This window comes from Mycolicibacterium moriokaense, assembly GCF_010726085.1.
Classification (GTDB): domain Bacteria; phylum Actinomycetota; class Actinomycetes; order Mycobacteriales; family Mycobacteriaceae; genus Mycobacterium; species Mycobacterium moriokaense.
On record NZ_AP022560.1, the window covers coordinates 411,542 to 433,200 of the forward strand.

General features: G+C 65.9%; 20 protein-coding genes. 6 read left to right on the forward strand and 14 right to left on the reverse strand.

Going from position 1 to position 21,659, the window contains the following annotated elements; genetic code table 11:
• Positions 1–11 precede the first annotated feature (11 nt).
• The 14 genes from G6N43_RS01915 to G6N43_RS01980 all read right to left on the reverse strand — a co-directional run bounded on the left by G6N43_RS01915 (position 12) and on the right by G6N43_RS01980 (position 16,269).
• Positions 12–296, reverse strand: coding sequence for a WXG100 family type VII secretion target (locus G6N43_RS01915; RefSeq protein ID WP_083151720.1), 285 nt, complete (start codon positions 294–296; stop codon positions 12–14).
• Between the two features lie 31 nt (positions 297–327).
• Positions 328–633 carry a WXG100 family type VII secretion target gene (locus G6N43_RS01920; protein ID WP_083151717.1) on the reverse strand — a complete coding sequence of 102 codons (306 nt, stop codon included), beginning with the start codon at positions 631–633 and terminating at the stop codon, positions 328–330.
• A 96-nt stretch (positions 634–729) separates the two neighbouring features.
• Positions 730–2,013 carry a PPE family protein gene (locus tag G6N43_RS01925; protein ID WP_083151714.1) on the reverse strand — a complete coding sequence of 428 codons (1,284 nt, stop codon included), beginning with the start codon at positions 2,011–2,013 and terminating at the stop codon, positions 730–732.
• 37 nt (positions 2,014–2,050) lie between these two features.
• Positions 2,051–2,344, reverse strand: a complete 294-nt coding sequence (locus tag G6N43_RS01930) for a PE family protein (protein ID WP_083151711.1) — start codon at positions 2,342–2,344, stop codon at positions 2,051–2,053.
• A gap of 151 nt (positions 2,345–2,495) precedes the next feature.
• Entirely contained in the window at positions 2,496–4,256 is a 1,761-nt protein-coding gene (eccCb, locus tag G6N43_RS01935; RefSeq protein WP_083151708.1) for a type VII secretion protein EccCb, read from the reverse strand.
• Positions 4,253–6,484 (reverse strand): type VII secretion protein EccCa, encoded by a 2,232-nt coding sequence (gene eccCa / locus G6N43_RS01940; protein WP_083151705.1) that lies wholly within the window; start codon positions 6,482–6,484, stop codon positions 4,253–4,255. The genes eccCb and eccCa overlap by 4 nt, the downstream gene beginning before the upstream one ends.
• Positions 6,481–7,950: a type VII secretion protein EccB gene (gene eccB, locus G6N43_RS01945; protein WP_083151702.1), complete on the reverse strand. Its 1,470-nt coding sequence runs from the start codon at positions 7,948–7,950 to the stop codon at positions 6,481–6,483. The genes eccCa and eccB overlap by 4 nt, the downstream gene beginning before the upstream one ends.
• A 3-nt stretch (positions 7,951–7,953) precedes the next feature.
• Complete coding sequence (gene eccA / locus G6N43_RS01950) at positions 7,954–9,675, reverse strand: type VII secretion AAA-ATPase EccA (RefSeq protein ID WP_083151699.1); 1,722 nt, start codon at positions 9,673–9,675, stop codon at positions 7,954–7,956.
• A complete protein-coding gene (locus G6N43_RS01955) occupies positions 9,668–10,054 on the reverse strand; it encodes a YbaB/EbfC family DNA-binding protein (protein WP_234810101.1) in 387 nt (128 codons plus the stop codon). Before G6N43_RS01955 ends, eccA begins: the two co-directional genes overlap by 8 nt.
• A 26-nt stretch (positions 10,055–10,080) precedes the next feature.
• Positions 10,081–10,923, reverse strand: a complete 843-nt coding sequence (locus tag G6N43_RS01960; protein WP_083151694.1) for an ESX secretion-associated protein EspG — start codon at positions 10,921–10,923, stop codon at positions 10,081–10,083.
• Entirely contained in the window at positions 10,920–11,249 is a 330-nt protein-coding gene (locus G6N43_RS01965) for a type VII secretion target (RefSeq protein ID WP_110810381.1), read from the reverse strand. The genes G6N43_RS01960 and G6N43_RS01965 overlap by 4 nt, the downstream gene beginning before the upstream one ends.
• A 436-nt stretch (positions 11,250–11,685) precedes the next feature.
• A complete protein-coding gene (locus G6N43_RS01970) occupies positions 11,686–13,344 on the reverse strand; it encodes a glycosyltransferase family 87 protein (protein WP_083152012.1) in 1,659 nt (552 codons plus the stop codon).
• Positions 13,341–15,842, reverse strand: coding sequence for a transglycosylase domain-containing protein (locus tag G6N43_RS01975; protein WP_163657930.1), 2,502 nt, complete (start codon positions 15,840–15,842; stop codon positions 13,341–13,343). Before G6N43_RS01975 ends, G6N43_RS01970 begins: the two co-directional genes overlap by 4 nt.
• Positions 15,835–16,269, reverse strand: a complete 435-nt coding sequence (locus G6N43_RS01980) for a DUF5318 domain-containing protein (RefSeq protein ID WP_083151691.1) — start codon at positions 16,267–16,269, stop codon at positions 15,835–15,837. The genes G6N43_RS01975 and G6N43_RS01980 overlap by 8 nt, the downstream gene beginning before the upstream one ends.
• Before the next feature lie 103 nt (positions 16,270–16,372).
• Here G6N43_RS01980 and G6N43_RS01985 point away from each other — a divergent pair, with 103 nt between their 5' ends.
• The 6 genes from G6N43_RS01985 (at position 16,373) to G6N43_RS02010 (ending at position 21,634) form a co-directional block, all read left to right on the forward strand.
• Complete coding sequence (locus G6N43_RS01985) at positions 16,373–17,230, forward strand: DUF1707 SHOCT-like domain-containing protein (RefSeq protein ID WP_083151688.1); 858 nt, start codon at positions 16,373–16,375, stop codon at positions 17,228–17,230.
• A 113-nt stretch (positions 17,231–17,343) separates the two neighbouring features.
• Entirely contained in the window at positions 17,344–17,889 is a 546-nt protein-coding gene (locus G6N43_RS01990; RefSeq protein WP_083151685.1) for a PadR family transcriptional regulator, read from the forward strand.
• Positions 17,890–17,928: 39 nt separating this feature from the next.
• Positions 17,929–19,005, forward strand: coding sequence for an inositol-3-phosphate synthase (locus G6N43_RS01995; RefSeq protein ID WP_083151682.1), 1,077 nt, complete (start codon positions 17,929–17,931; stop codon positions 19,003–19,005).
• A gap of 81 nt (positions 19,006–19,086) precedes the next feature.
• On the forward strand, positions 19,087–19,989 hold the full coding sequence (locus tag G6N43_RS02000) for an Rv0045c family esterase (protein WP_083151679.1): 903 nt from the start codon (positions 19,087–19,089) through the stop codon (positions 19,987–19,989).
• A gap of 112 nt (positions 19,990–20,101) precedes the next feature.
• Positions 20,102–20,899, forward strand: coding sequence for an LLM class F420-dependent oxidoreductase (locus tag G6N43_RS02005; protein WP_083151676.1), 798 nt, complete (start codon positions 20,102–20,104; stop codon positions 20,897–20,899).
• A gap of 54 nt (positions 20,900–20,953) precedes the next feature.
• Complete coding sequence (locus G6N43_RS02010) at positions 20,954–21,634, forward strand: GntR family transcriptional regulator (RefSeq protein WP_083151673.1); 681 nt, start codon at positions 20,954–20,956, stop codon at positions 21,632–21,634.
• Positions 21,635–21,659: the final 25 nt, after the last annotated feature.

Here is a 21,659-nt window from a genome sequence, read left to right on the forward strand (position 1 = left end):
CCGTCGAACGGTCAGAACATTCCGGTGACGCCGGCCTCAGTCTGCGCCATGGACTGGCCGGCGTTGCCGATGGTGTGCGCCAGGTTGAGCAGGGCCGCGTTCAGCTCAGCAGATGTTGCATCCCAACGCATCTGGACGGCCTGGTAAGCGTCCGAACCCGTGCCTCCCCACACCGCGGCCAGGGCCGCCAGCGAGGCCTTGCCTTCGTCGAGCAGCGCATCGGTCCGCTGGACAGCCGCGCCGATCTCACCGGCACCGCCTTCGATACCCGCGAAGTTCCATACCTGTTCAGTCATTGAATTCTCCTGATCTTCAGTCGATTACGGGCTAGTGGTTGATGTTCATCGCCGACGAGAGCGCGCTGGCCTGGTCGTCGTCGGTGGTCTGGTACTGGACGCCGCCGGTGTTGATGTTGGCGGCGATGTCGTCCAACTGCTTCGTCTGCTGCGCAGCCGCCTCGTGGAACCGGATCAGCGCCTGCTGCGCCGCGGTGCCCGCCTGCCCGACCATCTGGCTGGCGAGTGCGCCGGCGGTGCCCTCGACCTGCGCGATGACGCCTGTCAGCTCACCGGAGATTCGGCCGAAGTTCGCTGCCTCCTTGGCGAGGACAGCAACGTCTGTATTCATTGCCATGCTGGATACTCTTTCCTCTTCCTGTGTCCCCACCATGTGATGGCGAGTCTTTCCGGCCGGTCGGCCGGGAAGTCCGTTGTGCGACGGCTATTTCCGTCACCAGTCGTCGCCGTCTTCTTCGGCCAGGTCCTGCGGCAGCACGCCCGGCGCCGTTAAGCCTGTCTTCGAGTCTCCGCTTTTGGCGCGCTGGCCCATGCCTCCCATCGGCCCCATGCCGCCACCCCCCGCCCCGACGGGCGCCAGGCCCATCGCGCCTGCCCCTGCGGCTGCCCCGGCTGTGGCCGCGACCGCGTTCGTTCCCCCGATCAGGTTGGCCAGCAACGGTGTTCGTGGTGCGGTGCCGCCTGCGCCCGGCAGCGACGCTGCGCGCACCAGCCCGGCGCCGGAACCGGCGCCGGTTCCTCCAGCCAGCGGGTGGTTCGAGAGCGGGCTGGTCCCGATCAACCCCAGCTGGGCCTTGTCGGTTCCCAAGCTGCCGAACTGGCTGAACATCGAGGTCACCTGCTGCAGCGGCTGTGTGAGCTGCTGCATCGGCTGCATGACCATTTGGCCGGCCTGCTGCGGAATCTGACCAAGCGTCGATCCCAGTTGGGAAGCCATCTGCATTCCCATTTGCGCGCCCGGCTGGAGTGGCTGCCCCTGGTGAGACGCGTCGTCGGCCTTTCCCGCCTGACCTTCGGCGCGCTGGGCGGCCATGTTGCCCTGCGCGGGAGCGTTGCCCGCATTCAGCAAGGTCGACTCCATCTTCGACTGAGTGCTGACAGTGGCGATCGCTGCATTGCGTACGGCTGCCGCGGGCGCCATGGCCATCGCCTGTCCGAGTGCGGCGCTGACGACGCCCTCGCTTACACCGGGGACGACGATCGGCTTCGGCGCCGCGATCATCTCGAACATCAGGTTCAACAACGTCTCCGCCTGGTAGACATCCATCGCCCCAGCGGCCTGGTTCCACATCCGGACGAAGTAGTCGGCTTCGTTCAAAGCGATCGGAATTGTGTTGACCCAGAAGAAGTTCGTCGCCTCGAGCACCGCGTGGGTGACGTGGTTCTGCTCGATCTCCGCCAGCGGCGGGGTGGTCGCCATCGCGAGGCTGTACGAGTTGGCCTGCGCCGTCGCCTGCAGTGCCCGCTTCATCGCCTGTGCGGACACGGTTCGCAGCCAGATGACCATGGGTATGGTGGAAGCGACGGCCCGTTCGCATGCCGATCCGCTCCACACCGATGCCAGGGCAGCAAGACTCGCCGCCAGTTCGTCGGCCTGAACCTCGAGGGAGATCGCCAGGGCTTCCCACCCCGCGGCAGCCTGCAGCATGGGGGCCGGACCCGCCCCCATCATCAGCCGCGCAGTGTTCAACTCCGGCGGCATCCCATGCCAGAACATCGATTACGGGTTCCTCGCGTTAGCGATCAGCGAGACGTCAGAAGTTGGCTGCGTTGGCGCCGTCGACCGCGGCATAGATACCGGCGATCTCCATGTACGCCGCACCCGCGCGGGACAACTCCTCCTGCGCGAACGTGTTCAGCGCCAACGCCTCGACGCCCTCCTTGGCGAACACCGCTGCCGCCTGAGCGGAAACCTCGTCGGCGCCCGCAGGTACGAGCGCGGACACCGCTGCGGAGGCGGTGGTACCGGCGGCGAGTCCCCTGACGCCGTTTGCGACTACCTGTGCGCCGATTCCGACGGCACCCGGATTGTGCTCCATGGGTTGCATTGCGTTGTCCCCCAAATTCAGTGATGTGCTTGGATATCCATTTGCGCAGCGGCCGGCGCTACCGCATCAGGAAACTTCCCCCGACCCCGACCGCCAGCGCTCTCCCCTGTTTGCTAGCGTCTCGTCAATCCTAAGTGGGCTCGAGGAGTGCTCAGAACACTTCTTCCTCCGGCGAATCCACATACGCCGCCTGGATGACCTCCTTCGCGTCCGGTGATACGAGAAATGCCTGGCCCGGTGGCCGGCGTTGCACCTTGATCTCGCGCGACGGGAAGTCCTGCTTCTCGCCGGAGAGGAACAGTGTGGGCGTTCCAGCGCCGTACGCACCGCCCACGAACTTGTCCATCGTCGCGCGATGCGCCTGGCTCATCTGGCAGGTCACGATGATGTGCAGACCGATATCTGCCGCAGCGGGCAGCAGCGGGAAGAGCGGCGCCATCGGGGGGACCACTCCACTGGCCGCGACGATCATGTGCCAGTCGTCGACCAACAGCACGACGTCGGGACCTCGCCACCACGACCTTGCCCGTAATTGGGCGGTGGTGAGGTCGGGCGGTGGCAGTCGCTGTTGCAGATTGATCGCGAGCGCCTTGATGGCCTCTTCCAGCGTCGCGCTGTTGCGGTTGACCGCTCCGGCATCCAGCAGGTGGCTCTCCGGTACCGCATCGAGCAGACCGGAACGGAAGTCAGCCAACATGAACCGCACCTGGGTCGGGCTGTTGCGCGCGCAGATGGCTTGCGCCACCGCGTGCGCGATGCGTGTCTTGCCCGACTTCGGAGCTCCGAAGATCAGCAGGTGTGGAGTCATGTGCATGGGGTTGTAGGCAACCGACAAGTCGGATTCACGCACACCCAACGGCACCGTCCACCGCGTGCGGTAGTCGCTGTCCGGCCCGGGCGGGTTCGGGTCCAGTTCGTGGAGGTGTATCCGTTCCGGCAGCACCCGCACCTTCGGCGCGTGCTCCGTCGTTCGTCCGTTGATGATCCGCACCGCCTCGGACATCGCGGCCACGAGGTCGTCGACGCTGTGGACACCGTCGAGCCGCGGGACACCGATCATCAAGTGGTGCTTCTCCATCGAGACCGCGCGGCCCGGCCGGTTCTGCGGGAGCTCCCGGGTGATGCGGTCGATCTGGGTCTCGTTCACGTCGCCGAGGCGGAATTCGACCTTGGTTCCGAGATAATCGCGAATGCGTGACTTCAGCTCCGTCCATCGGGGTGTGGAAATCACGGTGTGTACGCCGAACTGCAGACCCTGCCCAGCGAGATCCTGGACCATCGGTTCGAGATCCGGGAACTCCGCAACGAACGCGGGCCAGCCGTCGATGATCATGAACACATCGCCGAACGGATCAGCGGCGGCGGGATGCTTCGGGTCCTCACGCATCTGCCTGTATGCGGCCATCGAGCCCACGCGCAGCTGCTTGAACAAGGCTTCTCGTTGCCGCAGAACGGCTTTCATCTCAGCGATGACACGATTGACCTTGTCCGGCTCCGACCGCGTCGCGACGCCACCGACATGCGGGAGATCCTCCAGGTACAACAGGCTGCCACCGCCGAGGTCGACGCAGTAGAACTGGACCTGACGTGGCGTATGCGTCGCCGCCGCGGACAGCACGAGAGTCTGTAGGAACGTGGACTTGCCCGTCTGTGGCGCGCCGCCCACGGCGATGTTCCCGCCCGCCGAAGCGGCGTCGATACCCCAGACCTCCTGGCGGTGCCGCCGCGGCTCATCCATGATTCCGAGTCCGAAGCGCAGTGCCTGCCGTGCGCTGTCGCGCTCAACGAGTTCGTTCACCGGGGTCGGGTCGGCCAACGGCGGTAACCACATCCGATATGCCCGGGTCTCCCCCGTTGCCAACTGGTCGAGGACGACCTCGCGCAGCACACGCTGCTCGGCTTCGGCCGTCATCGGCTCACCGCCGAGTCGAAAATGGGGGCGGCGGTGAACTGGTGGATTCGGATCCGATCCGGTCCCTGGACCCGGGCCTTCGCTTCGCCGTTGTCCTGCACCGGTGCCGTTGGCACGTAGTTGACGCCGGTGTACACGCTGTGGAACTTGACGGGGTCTTCCATGCCGACGCGGAGAAAGCCGACGCCGCTCTCCTTGTTCGTGATGTACTGCGCCTCAGGCGTTCCGATCACGGCCTTGGATTCAGCCGAACTCGTGGTCCGCAGTGCGATCCGGTAGGTGAGGTTGGGCTCGAGCTTGTCGATACGGACGCCTCCGGTGTTGAGCGACTGCGTCGCGAGCAGCAGGTGCACCCGCAACGATCGGCCGACCCGGCAGATGCGATCGAACAGCGCGATGAAGTCGGGGTGGTTCTGCAGAAGTTCGGCGAACTCGTCAACGACGACGAAAAGCGTTGGCAACGGCGGAAGATCTGCACCGCGTTCGCGGTGCTTCTCGTACTCAGCGACTCCGGACAGCGCACCTGCGGCGCCCACCTGCATACCGGCTTGACGCAGGATGGACTGGCGACGGTCCAACTCTCCCGTCAGCACCTCGCCCATCCGGCTGACGAGTTCTGCCTCTTCCTCCATGTTGGTTACAACCGCGGCGGTGTGCGGCAACTTCTCCATGCCCAGGAACGTCGACCCACCCTTGAAGTCGGTGAGAAGCAGGTTGATCTGATCCGGGTGGTGGGTGGCGGCCAGCGACAAGATCAGCGTGCGCAGGAACTCAGACTTTCCGGAACCCGTTGTACCAATCAGCATCCCGTGTGGGCCAGCGCCGAACTCCGCCCCCTCTTTGATGTCTAGATACATGATGTCGCCGGTCTTGAGTTCGTGTCCGAACGGGATGCGCAGCCTGTCCCGGTCGGTGTCGGTGAACATCCGCCACCGGTTGGGCGTCACCTCTTCGAGGGTCTGCGCTCCGACCAACTGGTGCCATTCGGTGGCCACCTTCTTCTGCACCCGCACGCTCTTGTCGATGATCGTGCCGGTGATGGACCAGCCGGCCAGCTTGCGGGCGATACGGGCTGCCTGGTCCGGTGTCATGCGGTCCGAAACCGAAGTGACGAGGCGGAACGTCTGATTGGGCAACCGGTCGTCGGCGGTGCCGTCCGCGTCCACACGGATGCGGTACGCCGATCCGCGATGGTTGCCGAGCGTGATGACGGTAACGCCCGCACGGCCGTCGACCGGAAATCCCGCCCTGCCACCGGACAGATCGATGACGACGACGTACGGTCCGCTCGGGGTGGCGTCGGGGGTGTGCGGGCCACGGGCGGTCAGGTCGCTCAACCCGTCGGGTCGGGTGAACACCATCCGCGTCGGGCCGGCGACGTCGGTATCCGTCTGGTGTGCCACGTGGGGCAGCCATTTGAGCCAGGCCCAGTTCGGATCCTCCGGATTGTCCGTGAGCACCCGAATTTGCAACAGGTCCGGCGGGTGGAACACCGCGAGGTGGCAGATCATGGCGGTAAGGAGGCTTGCGGCGCCGTCGGGATCGCCGCCGACCGCGATGGTTGGAAATGTGCGCAGCTGCACCAACTTCGGACAGTCGTGGATCAATCCGTGGGTACGCAGGAACTTGGTGACCCACATGTGGCTGACCGGCTCGAGATGCGGCTGCGGAGCCCCTTGCGGCCCGGCCAGCTCGCCGCCGACCGCGGGCTTCAGCAGGCGGTCGACGGCGGGCTCGCTACCGAGGCCGATCCGCACGGCGGAGAAGAAGTCGGCGTTGGTGGGTCGCGACCACTGCCGGTTGGTCCCGATGATGGACAGCAGATCGTCGGGATGCGGTGCGTGGTAGTTGAAGAACGTCACCTGCGCGGATGCCGACGACGTCACCCTGGTCCGAAGTCCCGCGAGGTAGCGCAGGTACTCCTTGCGGTCGGCGTTGATCTCGGGTACCCGCTTGCCGCCGGGCCCACCGCCCGCCATGAACCCGACGGTCGCCATCACCATCATCAGCGGCATCATCAGCATGTACGGCGACAGCTGCCGGATGCCGGTGAAGATCATGATCGCGATCATCCCGAGCATGCCGCCGCCCATGACCCACGGCAGCGCCTTCTGCAGACCCGACGGTGGGATCTCGACCCCGAGGTCGTCGGGTGGCGTCACGTTGATCTCGCCGGGTGTCAGGCGCGGGCCCCGCTTGATGATCGGGGTGAACTTCTTGGTGGTCATCCGCCACCGCCGGTACTGACCGTCACGGAGTGGGAGCCGTCGGCGACCTTGCGCGGGTTCGGGTTTGGCGGCAGTGTGTCGTGCTCGATCAGCGCTGCCTGCTTGGACAGCACCGGGCCGTCGACCAGCAGTCCGACCACCTGCCATGGCGCGGTCATCGGGGCGCTCAGGCCGATGGTGCCGCCCGTCTGCTCGTCGGGCAGGCCGTAGCGAACACCCTGCGGATCGATGTAGTACAGGCTTTCGCCGTACCGCGGGTCAGGCGCTTGCAGCCGGATGTACTTGCCGCCGTCGAGGTAAACCGTTGCGTCGCCGCCGATCTGATCGATTCCCGAGCTCATCGACGACGCTGCGATCGGCAGGTGGCGGCCGGTGATGATCGTCGTCTTCGGGGCCTGATCGCCTGGCTCGCGCTGCCACGTCCAGCACAGGGTCGGGGCATCCTCCCGCGCGAGGATCGTCAACGGTTGATCCGGCAGCGGTGAGACGAACACCTGCTCGGTGATCCTGGCGACGGTGCTGGCCTCGACAGGGGGCGGGGTGACGAGCCCGAAAGAATTGGTGGAACGCAGCGCCGCCGCGGTGGTGTCGTTGATCCGCGCCACGCCGTCGGCCAGAACGACGAAGTGTTGGTCACCACCCTCCGTCAGGGCCTTGAACACCGCGCCGATGACCAGATTCGGCGGCAGGCCAACGGTATTCGGATCGCCGTATCGGGGGATCGCGGGAAGCCGCCACGGGCCAGCGTTTGGCAGGGCGTTGAACAGGCCCTCCGAGATCGGGGTCGCCTTCGAGGTCACGGGTATGCCCACGGCTGAGGTCAGCGCGCGGTCGGCGAGGTCGACGTCATGTCGCCCTGTCTCGGTCACCAGCCAGGTGTCGTTCTCGAAGCTCACCAGCACGCCCTGGTCCGGCTGCATCGGACCCACGGAGGCGTCGGGCAGGATCGGCTGCGCGAGCACTGCTGTGTTGACTGTCGGGGCGACACTCTCCGGCTTGGTCACGGTGTCACACAGCGTCCACATCGAGTTGGCGCCGCCGACGGGAGTGGCATAGGGCGCACCTGGAATGCCGATCGGCTGCCCCTTGGCCAGCCGGTTCAGCTCGTCGGACTTCACGGCGACCGGAGTACCCGCGTTACCGAGGATCAGGCGGGCGGACGTCAGGTTGTATACGGGTCGTAGTTGATCGGCGCCGGGGATCACGACATAGAGCTGGTTGGTGGTGCGGTCGACGAGAAGTGTGTCACTGCCACGCTTTCCGAGCGGCTTGAAGTAGGCCAGCAGCGCCGCACCCAGGCAGGCCAGCACGGCGATGACGACGCCGGCCGACACCGCGCGGCTGTAGAACTGCAGCGGATCGTCGAACATCCGGGTATCGCGCCGGACAATCGCGTGCTCGACCCTGCGCAGCAGAAACCGCCAACCACTGACCTGCACCTTGGTGGTGAGCCGGAAGTTCGACATCGCCTACTCGCCGATGCTCAGCCGGTTGTGTACGGCGGTGATGGCCTTGGCCATGTCATCGCCGTTGATCTCGCTCAGCTGCTCGACGTCGAGGCTGTCAAAATCCGCCGACCTGGCCAGCCGCATGTCCCGGTTCTGCTCGCCGGCCTCCACCAGTTGGCGGGCGTACCGGCCATTGCCCGCGATGTCCAAAGCGGGCTTGCCGTTCAGCGCCCGCTCGCTCAACAGGGTCGCCGCCTCGAGCACTCGCTTGACGGCATCGTCATCGAGGGCCGAATCATTGCTCTGTGCAATCACTTTCGCGATATCAACGATCTCATCGGGCAGATACGAATCGAATTCGATCCTGGTAGCGAAGCGCGAGCGCAGGCCGTCGTTGGATTCGAGCAGCCGGTCGATGTCGGAGCTGTAGCCGGCGATGATCACGACGAGGCGGTCGCGATCGTTCTCCATGCGGGCGAGCAGCGTGTCCAGCGCCTCGGTGCCGAACGGGTCCGCACGGCCGTCACGCTCCTGCACCAGGGTGTACGCCTCGTCGATGAACAGCACGCCGCCGACGGCACGGTCGATGGTCCGACTGGTCTTCACAGCCGACTGACCTTCGTACTCGGCGACGAAATCCTTACGTGACGACTCGATCAACCTGGGCTCGCTGATCACACCGAGCCCAGTGAGGATGTTGGCCACTATGCGCGCGATCGTCGTCTTACCGGTACCGGGCGGACCGGCGAAGATCATGTGTTTGGACGTCTGCGCGACCTTCATGCCACGCGCCGCGCGGACCTTCGCAATCTGCGTGGCCGCTCGGTAGGCCTCGATCTGCTCCTTGACCCGGGTCAGGCCGATCTGGCGGTCCAGTTCCGCCTGCGCCGCGGCAAGCAACCGCTCGCGGCCCGAATTGTCGGCCTCCACACTGGTGACATCCCATGGATCTCTGCGGGAGGCGATCTTCTCGGCGGTGGTGGTCGCAATCCGATAGGTGGGATCTTTAAGTGCCGCGGCGACTTTGGGCGCTGGGTGGGTGGCCTGTAACCATTCCAGGAGCGCCACGGCCGCTTCCTCGTTGCCCTGTCCGCGACGTGTCATCGCGAGGTGCCACGCGATGGCGGGCGCGCATGCCTCACCGGCAGGCGACGAGTTCGACTCGGTCAACCGGCGTTCGGCCTCCGTGAACAGCCCCAGGTTGGCGGCCGCCACACCATGCGCGACGCCCGCCGCTGCGGCCAAGAAGTTGTCGGGCCACCCGGCGGCACCCTTGACCTCATCCATGACGTCGGTCCAGCGCTCTGCCGCCCCGTAGATGACCGCCTTAACCCATGCCACCAAATGCTCTGCGCCGGTGGCAGACACATCGTCGAGTGCCTCCATGGCGTCGGTGAAGTTGCCGACCGCGGCCTCGTGCACGGCGAAGCCCATCGTGATAGCCAGCGGTGAGTTGATGGGGTAGGTGATGTCGCCGAACTGGCCGCCGATCGGAACCCTGGCGCTGATGCTGTTCATCGAGATCTCTGCAGCGCTGGCGAGCTGCCCGAAATTCGACCGCGAATACCACGCGCGAAACAGCGTGACCCGGTCGGTGTCACCACAGCGGATTCGTCCCACCCATGCGTCACAGGCGGTTTCGTCCATGGACGTGATCTCGGAGAAGATCTCGTACGACCGCGCGGCGGAGCTGGGCAGCATCCCGACCGCACTTCCAAAAAGGCTGGTGAGGTGATCAGACATGATCGCCCGAATACCGTGTCGCGAAGACGTGTGCGCGCGCTGTTCGGACCTGTTCCGGTGTCGGCAGGTCCAGGTCACGAGTGAGGAAGTCGCGGGTGGCCGCGTCGTCGTGACCCTGCTCCCGCATGCCGTCGAGCATGAACGTATATTGCGCCGACTTCGCCTCTTGAGTGGCAAGGCCTGCGATGACGACGATCTCGTCGGCGAGTTCCTGCTCCGTCAAGTCGGTGACTCCAGACCCCAACTCGATCCGTTTGACCCGGCCGTCCAGGAGGACCGTAACCGCCACGGTGCCAGGAGGATTGGTCACGGTGAATACAGGCACAGGCGCTTCGTCATCCGTGTTCGCACCGGGAGGGGAGAAGTCGAGAGCAGTCAGGTCATCAGTCGCTGTGTCGTATTTCCTCACTGAGACGCGACTTTCTCGTCGAACCACGAGCCCGAGGGGAGGAAGCCGATCAAGCCGTCGAGCGCGCGCTTCAGGTTCTCTGGACTGCCAGGCAGAAAGCTGCCGTACAGCTCGCCGTTCACGCGGCGTGGTATCGACACGATGCGGCCGTGCCGGGAGTCGAGCACCCCGGCCGCGACATCGGCTTGCGTGAACGTGCCACCGGAATGCCGTTCGACAGCGGTGATCTCGACCCAGCTCGCTGGGTCGGCGATGATGTCAGCGTAGGCACGCGCGGAGGTCGGTGCGATGCCGTACTTCAGCAGCCGCTCTGCGTCGCGACATTCCCCTAACTCGTTGGCGACTCCTGTCAGTGGTTCGACATCGGCAGGGGTGTTGGTGCCCAGAACGGTGTACACCATGCCTGCCAGCCCGACCTGCGGGGCGACTCGTTGCAGCACCAGCATGTCGCCGTCGCGCGCGGCGACCACATGCCGGTTCGCCTTGCGGCATACGACGAAGCGGATCATCTTGCCGCCCACATCGCGACGCCACCAGCGGCCCTCAAGAGTCCGGTCGGGGCGGCTGAGGGTGTCGACCATCGCGGCAACCTCAGGATGGGGCTGACCGAACACATCCAAAACGCCCTGCGCTGTCAGATCCCGCGCCACCTGCTCCCAGACGAGGTCGCGCAACTCCGGCTGGGGAATGTTGAGGCGAATGCCGAGTGTGGTCGGAAACTCCGACTGGCCCAGGCGATCTGCGATGACGAGCATCCCGTCGATCGTGACCTCGACGCCGACGACGTCATCGATATGCGTTTCGTCGGGTCGCACTGTATGCGTCGTGCTGATGGTCATGCCAGCCGCACCTGTCCATCCAGCGTGTGGCCCATTGCGTCATCCGTGTCGTCGTAGAGGTCGGCCGCGTGCGCCAATCCGCGGCCCAGTTCGTCTGAGGCCACGGCCATCGCGGTTGCGGCGCTTCGTCGCGCGGCCATCGCGTCGCTGAGGGCATCGGCGGTCGCCGACGCGATGCCCCCGTGGGTGTTACGCACCGCGGTGTCGACGCCTTCGACCGCAAGAGTCGCGGACCTGAGTTCGTCGGCGGCACTTGCCTGCCGAGAGCTCAGCTCGTTCAGATGCGTCGTCGTGACGCGCAAGTCACCGGACTCTCGCAAGCTCACGTCGACGAACTCGCCGACGATTGTCGTTGCTCACCGACCTGCCGTTCTTTGCCAGAACGCATGCGCATGCTGGTGGTCCCCCCTCTGCCTTCCCCTCGGCTCGGTCGACCCTATCAGCGTCTCGACACCACCGGCGTCACCAATTTTTCCGCTGGCCGGACCAGGTCATTCGCCTGTCCCAGCTATTGACGCATGCGTCGATAGCTGCTTGTCCAGCAGCTTGTCCAGCTGCTCAGCTAAGCGCGCATTCGAATTGGCGCGGGTACGGCCGGTGCGGCTTCACACCCGCCCCATGGGCAACATCCGCGAGCCTCGGCCACCGTCACGTGACGTTGTCGATATGCCTTGTCACCGGTGTCTATGCGCATCGCGGTGTTTGCCATCCCGGCGATTTGTGTGCAATCGCGAGCGCTCAGCGCTCCTAAACGCACACAAATCACTGGGACTGGCTCACCAACTCGCGCTCTTCCGGCGGGGCGCTGATACGGGTCCGGTCCTTGTCCGGGCGCAGCCAGTCGGGCAGCCACCGCGGCGGGGCGTCGGGCGCACCGTCGAAGACTCCGCCCGCCGGGTCGTCGACCTCACCCCGGCACCGGACCAGATCCTTCTCGGGGCGGTAGATCTGGTGAATCACCAACGCACACAAGCCGACCACCGCGATGTCGCGCAGCAGCACCATGACGGTGAAGGGCTGCTCGGGCAGTCCCTTGTTCTGCTCGCCGTAGAGGTACAGCATGCGCGGGATCCACACCAGCGCGTCGATGGTCATCCACGCCAGCAGGATCCGCCGGTGCGGAAGCGCAAGCACCGCCAGCGGCACCAGCCACAGCGAGAACTGCGGACTCCACACCTTGTTCGTCAGCAGGAACGCCGCGACGACAAGGAACGCGATCTGCGCCACCCGCGGCCGCTGCTTGGCCGTCAACGCGATGTAAGCGATTGCGATACAACATGATACGAACAGCACCGCGGTCACGCTGTTGAGTACCGTCGGCGGCTCCCAGAATCCCAGATCGGGATCGAAGCCCCGCCAGCCGGTGAACGACTTGATCACGTTGTAGATCGAGTCCATGTCGTCACCGCGACGGGTGTTGAGCCGGAAGAACTCCGACCACCCACGCGGGAACAACACCATGATCGGCAGGTTCACCAGCAGCCACGCCACGACCGCGGCGAGCGCCGTCTTGCCCACTTCGCGCACCTTGCCGGTGCGCACCGCCAACACCAGCAGCGGGGCCAGCAGCAGCAGCGGATACAGCTTGGCCGCCACCCCGATACCGATGAGCACACCCGCCAGCACCGGTTTCCGTCGGGCCCATGCCAACAGCGCGCCGGTCGCGAAAGCCGTTGCGAGCGCGTCGAAGTTGGTGAAGATCTGGAAGATCACGATCGGCGACGCCGCCACCAGGGCGGCATCCCAGACCCGGCGCTGGCCGGCCAGCAAGGAGGTGGCCCACACCGTCGCCAACCATGCCAGCGCCAGACCGAACGCGGCGATGTTGAAGAACATCACCACCTCGGCGATGATCGGCAACGACACCAGCTTCTGTAATGCGGTGTACGACTTGGCCAGGGCCATCGACGAGTACTGGTAGAGCCCCGTCAGCACCGGATACTCCATGTACCGCACCGCGATGTTGCCGTCGAACTGAATGCGCGGCTTGCCCTCGGAGTCCTTCTCGATCCAGCTCGACTTGTACGGGAACTTCCCGAGATTCAGCAGTTCGGCGGTGAACAGCGGAACCGTGTCGGAGTAGCAGAACTCGTAGTAGGCCCGCTGGTTCTCCCAGTTGGCGACCCGCTGATCCGGCGGCCCCGTGCCGACGGTCTGCAGACACGCCGCCTTGGTCGAGTACCCGAGCGCGAGGAACACCAGCGCGATCAGCAGCATCGCCCGCAGCGGGGTGAAGAACCGCTGTCTACCGATCAGCGCGTGCTTCCCGACCGGCCCGCCGATGACACCCGACAGCGCGGCGCCGATGGTGTCGGTGCGGCTGGGGAAGTCGCGGTTGTCGAGGCTCCGGGTGTCGCGCGCAAGCGTCGTCGGCGAGACCGTGTCAGGCTCGCCTGCTTCGCGCTCCTCGGCGTCGCTCACGGAGGCGGCGGTGGAGCACCGGGCGCGACGGGCTCGGGCGGCGGACCCGGCGCGGGTGCACCAGGCACCGGCGGCGGGGCGACGGGCACCGTCGTCGGCGGGCCCCACGGGATCGTGACTCCGGGCGCCAGCTCGATGGTCGGCTGGATCACGGTGGTCGACGGCGGTGGCGGCACGTCCGTCGTGGTCGACGGGGGTGGCGGCGGGGCTTGGGGCACACCCGCATACCCGCCGACCTCCTCGGGCTTGGGGAACGACTCGATCTCGGTGTCCTCGAGCGCGCCGTCCATCGTCGCTTTCCAGATGTCCGACGGCAGGCCCGAGCCGTAGACCGGCGAACCCCACTTGTTCTCAAGTGGTTTCGTGCCGTCGGTGGTGCCGACCCAGACCGCGGTCGACAACGACGGCGTGAAGCCGACCATCCACGCGTCACGGTTGGCGCCGGTGTCGCCGAGCTGATTGGTCCCCGTCTTCGCCCCGGACGGCCGCCCGCCGGCCAGCGCGTGCCCGTTGGAGTACGCGGCGATGGGCTGCATGGCGGCGATGACGTTGTCGGCGACCTTCTTGTCGATGCGCTGCTCGCCCTGGTCGTCCTGCTGCGACGCGTCGAACAGCACCTCGCCCTGCGAGTTGACGACCTTCTGCACGAAGTGCGGCTTGTGGTAGACGCCCGACGCCGCGATGGTCGCGTACGCCGACGCCATGTCGATGACGCGGGTCTGATACTGGCCCAACACGATTCCGTTGTTAGGCGGCCCGCCCTCACCATCCTCGGACAGTGTGTGTTCCACGCCGGGGAAGCTCTCGGCGATGCCCGCCCCATGCGCGGCCTTGGCCACGTCCTCGGGTCCGTTCTTCAGCTTGAGCATCAGCCGGTAATAGCTGGTGTTGAGCGAGCGCTTCAGCGCCTCGGCAATGTTGCAGGTACCGCAGCCGGCGCCCTCGACGTTATTGATGGTGATGCCGTTCAGCTGCACCGGTGAACTGTCCACCTGCGTGCCCAGGCCCATGCCCTGCTCCAGCGCCGCGATCAACGCGAACACCTTGAACGACGATCCGGTCGGCAGCCCGGCCTGAGCGAAGTCGAATCCGTTGGCGTCCGTGCCGCCGTAATACGCCTCGACCCCGCCGGTCTTTGGGTTGATCGACACAATCGCGGTGCGCATGTCGGGATCTTGGCCCTCGAGGTACTCGGCCGCGGCTTCTTCGGCGGCCTTCTGCGCCTTGGGGTTGATCGTCGTGGTGATCTGCAGCCCCTCGGTGTTCAGCGTCTGCTCGTCGATGTCGAAGAGCTCGAGCAGTTCCTTCTGCACCTGCCGCTCGATCAGGCCGTTGGGGCCCGTCGTCTGGTTTTGTGAGCTGGCCAGTTCGGGCGGCACCGTCTGCGGGAAAACCTGCTCCGCACGTTCGCTCGGCGACAGCGCGCCGATCTCCACCATGCCGTCGAGCACCCAGTTCCAGCGCCGCTCCGCACCCTCGGGGTTGACGGCCGGGTCCAGCCCCGACGGCTGCTGGATGAGCGCGGCCAGCAGCGCGCCCTCGGCGACGTTGAGCTGTTCGACGGGCTTGTCGAAATACGCCTTCGACGCAGCAGCGATGCCATAGGAGCCGCGCCCGAAGTAGATGATGTTCAGATACGACTGCAGCACTTGGTCTTTGGACCACTGGCCGGCCATCTTCGTCGAGATGACCAGCTCCTTGGCCTTTCGGATCAGTCCGCCGACGCCCGAGCGCTCGGAGCCCACCAACGCGTTCTTCACGTACTGCTGAGTGATCGTCGACCCGCCCTGCAGATCACCGCCGAACAGGTTGTTCTTGATGGCCCGGATGAAGCCAGTGAACGAGAAACCCGGATTGCTGTAGAAGTCCCGGTCCTCGGCCGCCATCACCGCGTTGCGCACCTGCACCGGTATCTGGTCGATGTTGACGTCGACCCGGTTGCCTTCCGGCGGAACGATTTTCGCCAGCTCGCTGCCGTCGCTGGCCAGGATCGTCGACACCTGGTTGGTGCGGATGTCGCCCGGCTTCGGCACGTCGACGATCATGTACGCCATCGCGAAGGTGATGATCGGCAGCACGATCATCGCGACCACCGCCGCGACGAGCCCGCGCCGGACCCACTTCCAATTGATCTGCGGGCCCTGCCCCGGCGGCCTGCCCGGGCGTTCCGGTGGTCCGCCACCGCCCGGCGGGCGACGCGGCGGCGGGGGAGGGGGAGGCGCCTGCTTCGGCGCCGGAGTGCCGTCGAGTGCCGCCTTCACCGCGTCGATGGGATCGCGATACTGCGGCGGCGCGGCACCACGCACCGGCGGCAGGATGGTCGTGTGCCTGTCGTCGGGCGGCAGGCTGCGGGTACGCGGCGCCGCGGGCACGCCCATCTGCTGGCGGGCGCGTCCGGCGTCCTGGGAGTGTCTGGGTTCGGGATCGCTCACACCATCAGCCATCTGCCCGACGCGGGCATCATTGGCTGACCGGTCGTGGCGCCCTTCGCTATTCACTGGCCGTGCGCGCACGACTGCGCGCGGTCTGAGTACGCCTCGGCGTCCGCGACCCCTTCGGTGGCGGCACGGCCCCAAGCACGTACGACTTGACCAGGTGATTCCAGCTGCAGGTTCGGCATACCTCCACCACGTGTACCGAAAACTCGTCGTAGCGGGTTGCCAGCAGGACCAACTCCTCGGCGGTGCGCGCCGATCCGGATACGGCGCCCAGGTGGTCGCCGAACACCCACGACACCAGGGTGAGCTGCTCCTTGCGGCAGATCGGGCACGTCACCGAACTGGGCTTCCCGTGGAACTTCGCGGCGCGCAGCAGGTAGGGGTTGGCATCGCAGACCTCCGAGACGCCCGTGCGTCCCGAGTAGACCTCCGCCAGCAGGGACCGTCGCCGAAGCGCGTAGTCCACCACCTGTCGCTGCAACCGCACGGAGACCAGAGTACGTCGGCCTCCGGACAGTGGAGGCGCGACGCCACCGACGTCGTCTCCCTAGACACGGTGACCAGCGCGGCAGACATTTACGATCATCGTCGTGGCGAACCGGCAGACGGCAGGAACGCGGGCGAGAGACACCGACCGCAACGACACGTGCCAGATTCTCGACAGTGCGCTGGCCGACGGGCAGCTGTCGATGGAGGAGCACCGCACCCGAGTAGCCCTGGCCACCCAAGCCGAAACCCTGGGCGATCTGCAATCGCTGATCTCGGACCTGCAGACCTCCAATGCGCCGGTACAACTGCCCGACCTCAAGCGACGGCCCACGCTGTCCGGAGCCGGCGGTGGATGGGGCATCCGCCTCGCCGTGGCCGGCGTGCTGGTGGTGCTCGGCATCGCGATCGGCTGGGGCCTGTACGGCAACACGACCTCCCCGGTGGACTTCACCTCCGATCCGGGCGCCAAGAGCGACGGGATTCCGGCGAGGGTGCTCACCGCACCCAAACAGCTGCAGTCGCTCGGTGGGTTGAACGGTCTCATCGAGCAGATGAAGCAGAAGTTCGGCGACACCGAGGGCTACCGGCTGGTGGTGTATCCGGAGTACGCGTCGCTGGATCGGCCCGACCCCAACGACGAGCGGCGCAAGCTCAGCTACACCTACCGCGGCGGCTGGGGTGACCCGTCGTCGTCGGCCAAGAGTGACGGCGACCGCATGGTCGACCTGAGCAAGTTCGATGCCAAAGAGATCGTCGCCGTGTTCCGCGGCGCTCCCGAGACGCTTGGCGCCAAGCCGGCCGACGTCACGAGCACCTACCTCATCTTCGAGCCGAGCAGCGATGAGACCGCGCCACCCGGCGCGCTCGACGTCACCATCTATGTCTCCACCGACTTCGGCAGCGGCTACATCGAGCTCAACGGCGACGGCACCACCAAGCAGATCAACTACGTCGACTGACGTCCTCCCCGGCGTGGGGTTGCGCGGCCCTTTGGTAGCGGCGAATATATCGGCGCGATACTATTGCCAGAGGTGTTGGACCGCAGCACCAGCCAAGCAAAGGAGGTGGCTCGATGTTGGAGCTCGCCATCCTGGGCCTTCTACTCGAATCGCCCATGCATGGCTACGAGCTGCGCAAACGTCTGACCGGCCTGCTGGGCGCCTTTCGAGCGTTCTCCTACGGCTCGCTGTACCCGGCACTGCGGCGCATGCAGGCCGACGGCCTGATCGTCGAGGACGCCGCACCGGAGGGGGTGCCGAAGATGCGCCGTGCGCGACGCGTCTACCGGCTCACCGACGCGGGCATCCAGCGCTTCACCGAACTGGTCGCCGACACCGGGCCGCAGAACTTCTCCGACGACGGATTCGGCGTTCACCTCGCCTTCTTCAATCGCACACCGGCCGAGGCGCGGATGCGGATCTTGGAGGGGCGCCGTCGTCAGGTGGAGGAGCGCCGCGAGGGCCTACGCGAAGCGATCGCACGGGCCAGCAGCTCGATCGATCGCTATACCCGGCAGCTTCATCAGCTCGGGTTGGAGTCCAGCGAGCGCGAAGTGAAATGGCTCAACGAATTGATAGCGGCGGAACGGTCCGCGCAACAACGGGCTGAACAGCCGTAAGCACTACCGGGTTAGTCAGGAGAGGGAGATAGACGTCAAATGAGTGCAAACAATGACGTGCGCGTCGCAATCGTCGGCGTGGGGAACTGCGCGTCCTCACTCGTGCAGGGTGTGCAGTACTACAAGGACGCCGACGAGAATGCGACAGTCCCCGGCCTGATGCATGTGCGGCTCGGCCCGTACCACGTGCGCGACGTCAAGTTCGTCGCCGCCTTCGACGTCGACGCCAAGAAGGTCGGCTTCGACCTCTCCGAGGCGATCTTCGCGTCGGAGAACAACACCATCAAAATTGCCGACGTGCCGCCGACCAACGTCGTCGTGCAGCGCGGCCCGACGCTCGACGGCATCGGCAAGTACTACGCCGACACCATCGAGGTATCGGACTCCGATCCGGTCGACGTGGTCAAGGTGCTCAAGGACAACGAGGTCGACGTGCTGGTGTCCTACCTGCCCGTCGGCTCGGAAGAGGCCGACAAGTTCTACGCGCAGTGCGCGATCGACGCGAACGTGGCATTCGTCAACGCGCTGCCCGTCTTCATCGCCTCCGACCCGGTGTGGGCGAAGAAGTTCGAGGACGCCGGCGTGCCGATCGTGGGCGACGACATCAAGAGCCAGGTCGGCGCGACGATCACGCACCGCGTGATGGCCAAGCTGTTCGAGGACCGCGGCGTGCAGCTCGACCGCACGATGCAGCTGAACGTCGGCGGCAACATGGACTTCCTCAACATGCTCGAGCGCGAGCGCCTCGAGTCGAAGAAGATCTCCAAGACGCAGGCGGTCACGTCGAATCTGCAGCGCGAATTCAAGACCAAGGACGTGCACATCGGCCCGTCCGATCACGTCGGCTGGCTCGACGACCGCAAGTGGGCCTACGTGCGGCTGGAGGGCCGGGCGTTCGGTGACGTGCCGTTGAATCTGGAGTACAAGCTCGAGGTGTGGGACTCGCCGAACTCGGCTGGCGTGATCATCGACGCGGTGCGCGCGGCGAAGATCGCCAAGGACCGCGGCATCGGCGGCCCCGTCGAGGCGGCGTCGGCCTACCTGATGAAGAGCCCCCCGAAGCAGCTGCCGGACGATATCGCGCGCGCCCGGCTCGAGGATTTCATCGAGGGCTGATTCTTACCTGCGGTTTGTGTGCGTTCGGGAGCGGTGAGCGTACCTAAACGCACACAAACCGCCGTCAGTTAGGGTCGCCTCATGACCGACATCAGCGCTGATGACGAACTGGCCTCGCTTTCCGAATTCACCTTCCTCAAGGAGAACGCGCTTCAGGCGGGTGCGACGGGTCCGCTACCGGCCGTCGAGCGGATCGACACCGCGGCGATCAGCGCGCTGAAGTTCGGCGACGCGACACCGCGGGTGGTGTTCCTGCACGGTGGCGGACAGAACGCGCACACCTGGGACACCGTGATCGTCGGCCTCGGTGAACCGGCGCTGGCGATTGACCTGCCCGGGCACGGCCGGTCGGCGTGGCGCGAGGACGGGGACTACGGGCCCAAGCTCAACGCCGTCGCGATCGAACCCGTCGTGCGCACATTCGCCCCGGACGCCGAACTGGTTGTCGGGATGTCGCTGGGTGGGCTCACGGCGCTGAGGTTGGCGGTGACGGCGCCGGAGCTGGTCCGCAAGTTGGTGCTCGTCGACGTGACCCCGTCGGCGCCCGAACGTCACACCGAGATGACCAAGGCGCAGATGGGCACGGTGGCGCTGGTGCAGGGTGAACGGACGTTCCCGAGCTTCGACGCGATGCTCGAGGTCACCGTCGCGGCCGCGCCGCATCGTGATCGAGAGTCGTTGCGGCGCGGTGTCTTTCACAACGCCAAGCGTCTCGAGGACGGCACCTGGACATGGCGGTACGACTCGTTCCGGAAGGGCGACGGCTTCGAGGGTCTGTGGGACGACGTCCCCAACCTCACCACGCCGACGACGTTGGTGCGCGGCGCGAAGTCGTTCTTCGTCAACGACGACGACGCCGCCGAATTCGCCCGCAACGCACCAGGATTCCAGACCGTGCACATCGTCGAGGACTCCGGGCACTCCGTGCAGAGCGATCAGCCGGTCAAACTCATCGAGATCCTGCGCGGGGTGCTGGCCGGGTAATCCCACCGCATGTAACCGGGTGGCGGGAATTCTCCCGATTCCGCGCCACACCGTTACAACCGATTGAGGGCCCAAGGGAATATCGGGACGTGATCCGGGTTACATATAGACCGTGAGCGTCCCAATTCGCATCGGCGTACAACTGCAGCCCCAGCACTCCCCGCAATACAGCCACATCCGCGACGCGGTGCGTCGCGCTGAAGACATCGGCGTCGACGTCGCCTTCAACTGGGATCACTTCTTCCCGCTCTACGGCGACCCCGACGGCGCGCACTACGAATGCTGGACGATGCTCGGCGCCTGGGCCGAGCAGACGACCCGACTGGAGATCGGCGCGTTGGTCACGTGCAACTCGTACCGCAACCCCGAACTGCTCGCGGATATGGCCCGCACCGTCGACCACATCAGCGACGGCCGGCTGATCCTCGGCATCGGGTCCGGCTGGAAGCAGAAGGACTACGACGAATACGGCTACGAGTTCGGCACGGTCGGCAGCCGGCTCGACGACCTCGCGGAGGCGCTGCCCCGCATCAACTCGCGGCTGGCCAAGCTCAATCCCGCGCCGACACGCGACATCCCGATTCTGATCGGCGGCGGAGGCGAGAAGAAGACGCTGCGCTTGGTCGCCCAATACGGCGACATCTGGCACAGCTTCACCGACAGCGCCGCATACCCGCGCAAGGCCGAGATCCTCGACAGCCACTGCGCCGAGGTCGGGCGCGATCCCGCCGAGATCGAGCGCTCTGCCGGTGTCGCGGGGGCCGACGAGGAAGCGCTTCTCAAGGAGGCCGACGCGCTCGCCGGGCTGGGCGTCACCCTGCTCACCGTGGGCGTCAACGGGCCGGATTACGATCTCACCCAGGCCCAGGCGTTGGTCCGGTGGCGTGACCGCCATACCGGCAAGTACTGAAAGCTCGCATAACAGGTCCGGCGCAGGCCGGTGGCGTGAGAAGCTGAGCCTCGCATGCCCAAAAAGTACGGAATCAAAGAAAAAGACCTCGTGGTTTCGCACGTGGTCAATCTCGTGCTGACCGGCAAGCTCCGCTCCGGAGATCGGGTGGACCGCAATGAGATCGCCCAGGAACTCGGTGTCTCTCGGGTCCCGATCCAGGAGGCCGTCGTCCAGTTGGAACATGACGGGATCCTGTCGACGCGGTACCACCGCGGCGCGTACGTCGAGACGTTCGACGAGGCCGTCGTGCGTGAACACCTCGAGATATACGGAATGCTCATGGGCATCGCGTCCGCGCGCGCCGCGACCGACCCGGAGGCGCGGGTCCTCAGCGAGCTCGAGTCGATACTCGCCTTCATGCAAAGCAATCGCGAGGCACGCGCTTTCCAGGACGCCGCATGGGATTTCCGCGCCCTCATCAACGACACGTATTGCGGACCGCGGCTGAAAGCGGTGATCGCGTCCTCACACGCCTTCAACCCGCGTGACTTCTGGGTCACCTACCTCCACAGCTACGAGGAGATGCTGTCCCACTACGAACTCGAGCTCGACGCCATTCGTCGCCGCGACCCCGACGGCGCCAGGAACGCCTGCGCCATGCGCGCCGCATTTATGTCCCGCATCCTGCTGGGCGAACTGGTGCGGCGCGGCGTGCTTCCGCCCCAGGACTCACCGCCGCTGCATTCTGATTGAGGCTAAATCGGTGGGAGAACGCCGT